Here is a 4,418-nt window from a genome sequence, read left to right as displayed (position 1 = left end):
CGGCCACCCCCCGCACCACTTCGGACACCAGCCACCCCATCTGCTCGACACTCCCGCCCGGCACCGGACAGCGACGCCCGTCGCAACGCGGGACGCGACGGCCGCCCGCACGGTTGCACGAGCCGCCCCGGCTACACCCCGGCCACCGGAACACCCGGCGGACCCGGTACGACGGGGACCAGCACCACCGTCACGTTGTCGTGCCCGCCCGCCTCCAGGGCGTACCCCACCAGCGACCGCGCCTCCTCCGGAACACCGCCACCGGCCGGACGACGGCCGAGCACCTCCCGCAACGCGGCCGCGCCGGGCAGATACCGCCACAGCCCGTCGGTGCACAGCAGCAGCCGGCCCGGCACCGAGGGCCGGTAGCTCCGCACCCGCGGCGCCGGATCACCGGCGTCGGCCCCCAACCACGCGGAGAGCGCCCCGTGCTCGCCCGTGTCGTCCTCGGTCAGCGCCCGCCCCGGCCCCTGATCGGGCAGCCAGTAGGCACGGCTGTCACCGATCCAGGCGCTCCAGACACCCTCGGGGCCCGCGACACCGGCGACGAACGTACAGGCGGGCGCGGCCGCCACCGACTCCGCGAGACCGACGACGGCGCGCCCCGCCCGCACGGCCGCGTCGCCGAGCGCGTACTCCGGCAGCGCCCCCTCCCGCAACCCGGCCACCAGCACGTTCAGCCCGACCCCGGCCGCGACCCGGGCCGCCCGCTCCGACCGCGGCGACATGGAGACCCCGTCGCAGACGACCGCGGCCGTCCATTCGCCGACCGTGGCCAGCGCCATCGCGTCCGCGTTGACACCCCGGTGCCGGCCCCGGTCACTGACCCCCGCCGCACCACTGCCCGTCGTGATCTCGACCCGCGAACGGAACGACGGCTGGGCGCCACCGCAGTCCCAGCAACAACCGTCGGGAGCGACCGTCCCGCCGCACAGGACACACTTCGTGATCTCGCTCATCAGCCGCGCATTCTGCCAGAGCGGCTGTCAGTGGCCCCGCGTACCGTTCGGCCATGCCGGACACCGAACGGGACGAGCCCGCAACCGAGTTCCACCCCACTCCTCACCCATGGCGTGAACTGCTCCAACGCTGGAGCGACGAATGGCTCGACCCCGTCCTGCACGAGCAGGAGCGCTCCGAGCCCTTTCCGGACGCGGTGCGGGCGGCCCGATGGCTGGGATCGGCGGGAGCGACACCGCAGGAGCTCTCGGCGCTCGAAGCACGGCTCGGCGCCGTACTCCCGCCCAGCTACCGCGAGTTCCTGCGGACCAGCGACGGATGGCTCGACACCACGAGCGAGATCCGGCGGCTCCTTCCCGTACGAGAGATCGGCTGGCTCAGGGACCTCGACCCGGAGCTGATCGAGAGCTGGACCGGCGGAAGGGAACCGGACGGCCTCCCCGACGAGCAGTACTTCGTCTACGGCGACCAGCAGGAACCCTGGACCATCCGGACCGAGTACCTGAACGACCTGCTCAAGATCAGCCACACCCCCGGGGCACTGGACGTCTACCTGCTCAACCCCCGCGTCGTCACCCCCGACGGCGAGTGGGAGGCCTGGTACTTCGCCCACTGGCTGCCCGGAGCGGTCCGCCACCGCTCCTTCCGCGACCTCATGCACGACGAGTACCACCGCTTCCGCGGCGACCCGAAGTGACCACCCGCCCCGAAGGAGTCCGCTCAGCCGTGCGAGAACCCGCCTGCGGTCCGCCCACCGCGTACGGCAGCATGGACACATGTCCGTACTGACGCGCGACGAAGCGCAGACCCGAGCCCAGTTCCTCGACGTACACCGGTACACGATCGACCTCGATCTCACCGCAGGGGAGGAGACCTTCGACTCCCGCACCGTCATCCAGTTCACCGCCGCCGCGGCCGGAGACACCTTCGTCGAACTCAAGCCGGCCACTCTGCGCTCGATCAGCCTCGACGGACAGCCCCTGGACCCCGCCGACCTCGTCGAGAACCGTTTCCCCCTCACCGCACTCACCCCCGGCACCCACGAACTGCGCGTCGACGCCGCCATGCGCTACTCCCGCACCGGCGAAGGCATGCACCGCTTCACCGACCCGACCGACGGCGAGACCTACGTCTACACCCAGCTCTTCATGGAAGACGTCCAGCGCGTCTTCGCCGCGTTCGACCAGCCCGACCTCAAGTCCGTCTTCGCGCTCACCGTCACCGCCCCCGAGGGCTGGACCGTCCTCGGCAACAGCGTCGCCGAACACCGCGGCGACGGCCACTGGACCCTGGCCCCCACCCCGCTCATCTCCACCTACCTCGTCGCCGTCGCCGCCGGCCCCTGGCACTCCGTGACCACCGAACACGCCGGACTGCCCTTCGGTATCCACTGCCGCCGCTCCCTGGCCCCGTACCTCGACACGGACGCCGACGAGATCCTCGACATCACCCGGGCCTGCTTCGACCGCTTCCACGAGAAGTTCGACGAGCCCTACCCCTTCGACTCCTACGACCAGGCGTTCGTCCCCGAGTTCAACGCGGGCGCCATGGAGAACCCCGGACTCGTCACCTTCCGCGACGAATTCGTCTACCGCTCCGCCGTCACCGACACCGAACGCCAGACCCGGGGCATGGTCATCGCCCACGAGATGGCCCACATGTGGTTCGGCGACCTCGTCACCCTCGCCTGGTGGGACGACATCTGGCTCAACGAGTCCTTCGCCGAGTACATGGGCTACCAGACCCTCGCCGAAGCCACCCGCTTCACCGACACCTGGGTCGACTTCGGCGTGGCCCGCAAGGGCTGGGGCTACGACGCCGACCAGCGCCCCTCCACCCACCCCGTCGCACCCGACCCGGACGCCGTCCCCGACACCGCGTCCGCGATGCTCAACTTCGACGGCATCTCCTACGCCAAGGGCGCCTCCGCCCTGCGCCAACTCGTCGCCTGGCTCGGCGAGAAGGACTTCCTGGCCGGCATCAACACCCACTTCGCCCGCCACAAATTCGCCAACGCCACCCTCGCCGACTTCATCGACAACCTCGCATCCGCCACCGACCGCGACGTCCACGCCTGGGCCGAGGCCTGGCTGCGCACCACCGGCGTCGACACCCTCACCCCCCGCGTCCAGGAGTCCGACGGCACCTGGACCCTCGCCGTCGACCACAACGGCAGCCGCCCCCACCGCATCGCCGTCGGCGCCTACGACCAGGCCCCGGACACCGCCACCGGCACCGAACGGCTCGTCCTGCGCGAACGGTTCGAGATCGACGTCCCCCACCACGGCACCCCCGGCACCCGCCCCGGCAACCGCCCCGCACTCCTCGTCCTCAACGACGGCGACCTCAGCTACGCCAAGGTCCGCCTCGACACCCGGTCCTGGGAATCCGTCGTCACCGGCCTCTCCGGCGTCCCCGACGCCCTGACCCGCGCCGTCATCTGGAACACCGCCCGCGACATGGTCCGCGACGGCGAACTGGCCCCCGCCACCTACCTCGAAGCAGCCCGCACCCACCTGCCGCACGAGACCGACCTCGCCCTCGCCCAGGGAGTACTCGCCTTCGCCGCCACCCACGTGGCGGACCGCTACGCGAGCCTTGAGGACCGCCCCGCGGCCCTCGCCACCCTCACCGCCCTGTGCCGCGACCTCATCCGCCGCACCGAGGACGGCCACAACCCCGGCCTGCGCCTCGTCGCCGTACGCCACCTCATCGACGCCGCCACCCAGCCCGACACCATCCAGGACTGGCTCACCAACGGCACCGTCCCCGGCGGACCCGAACTCGACCCCGAACTGCGCTGGCGCATCCTCACCCGCCTCGCCGTCCTCGGCGCCGTCGACGAGACCACCATCGCCGCCGAACTCGAACAGGACCCCAGCGCCACCGGACAGGAAGGCGCCGCACGCTGCCGCGCCGCCCTCCCCACCCCCGACGCCAAGGCCGCCGCCTGGCAGGCCATGTTCAGCGACGACAGCCTCTCCAACTACCTCTTCACCGCCGTCGCCCAGGGCTTCTGGCAGCCCGAACAGGCCGACCTCGTACAGGACTACGTACCCCGCTACTACCCCGAGGCCGCCGCACTCGCCGCCCGCCGTGGCCCCGCCATCGCGGACGCCGCCGGACGCTACGCCTTCCCGGCCTGCGCCGTCGACGCCCAGAACCTCCACCTCGGCGAACAGGCCCTCGACGACCACGCCCTCATCCCCGCCCTGCACCGCAGGCTCACCGACCAGATCGACGACCTGCGCCGCGCCCTCGACGTACGCAAGGCCCACTGACCCACCGACCCACCGACCGCGGAATCACCGACCCACAGGGCCACCGACCCGCACCCGCACCACCCGTGCCGGGCGCCCCCACCACAGGGGACGCCGGGCACACCCGTATCCCGAGCCACACCCATACCACCGGAACTCCCCGCAACGCCCCACACCCCACCACCCGTCCCCCTTTCG

The 4,418-nt window shown here is 71.9% G+C and carries 3 protein-coding genes; 2 read left to right on the top strand and 1 reads right to left on the bottom strand.

Annotated elements, in window-relative coordinates:
* Positions 1–131 precede the first annotated feature (131 nt).
* Entirely contained in the window at positions 132–959 is an 828-nt protein-coding gene (locus AADR41_RS41385; protein WP_342287568.1) for a PP2C family protein-serine/threonine phosphatase, read from the bottom strand.
* 53 nt (positions 960–1,012) lie between these two features.
* On the opposite strand from AADR41_RS41385, the gene AADR41_RS41380 reads away from it, so the two are divergent.
* The gene (locus AADR41_RS41380) at positions 1,013–1,657 is read left to right on the top strand and encodes an SMI1/KNR4 family protein (RefSeq protein ID WP_342287567.1); all 645 of its coding nucleotides are present in this window, start codon (positions 1,013–1,015) and stop codon (positions 1,655–1,657) included.
* A 79-nt stretch (positions 1,658–1,736) separates the two neighbouring features.
* Positions 1,737–4,241 (top strand): aminopeptidase N, encoded by a 2,505-nt coding sequence (pepN, locus tag AADR41_RS41375; RefSeq protein WP_342287565.1) that lies wholly within the window; start codon positions 1,737–1,739, stop codon positions 4,239–4,241.
* Positions 4,242–4,418: the final 177 nt, after the last annotated feature.

The sequence above is a fragment of the Streptomyces sp. CLV115 genome (assembly GCF_038448545.1).
In the GTDB taxonomy this organism is placed as follows: Bacteria; Actinomycetota; Actinomycetes; order Streptomycetales; family Streptomycetaceae; genus Streptomyces; species Streptomyces sanglieri.
The sequence above is the reverse complement of the archived record's forward strand: the minus strand, read 5'-3'. Positions and strand labels throughout refer to the sequence as shown.

What these genes read in the sequence shown, in the direction of transcription:
- AADR41_RS41385 (WP_342287568.1), bottom strand. Translation starts at nt 959, where the DNA reads ATGAGCGAGATCACGAAGTGTGTCCTGTGCGGCGGGACGGTCGCTCCC.
- AADR41_RS41380 (WP_342287567.1), top strand. Translation starts at nt 1,013, where the DNA reads ATGCCGGACACCGAACGGGACGAGCCCGCAACCGAGTTCCACCCCACT.
- pepN (WP_342287565.1), top strand. Translation starts at nt 1,737, where the DNA reads ATGTCCGTACTGACGCGCGACGAAGCGCAGACCCGAGCCCAGTTCCTC.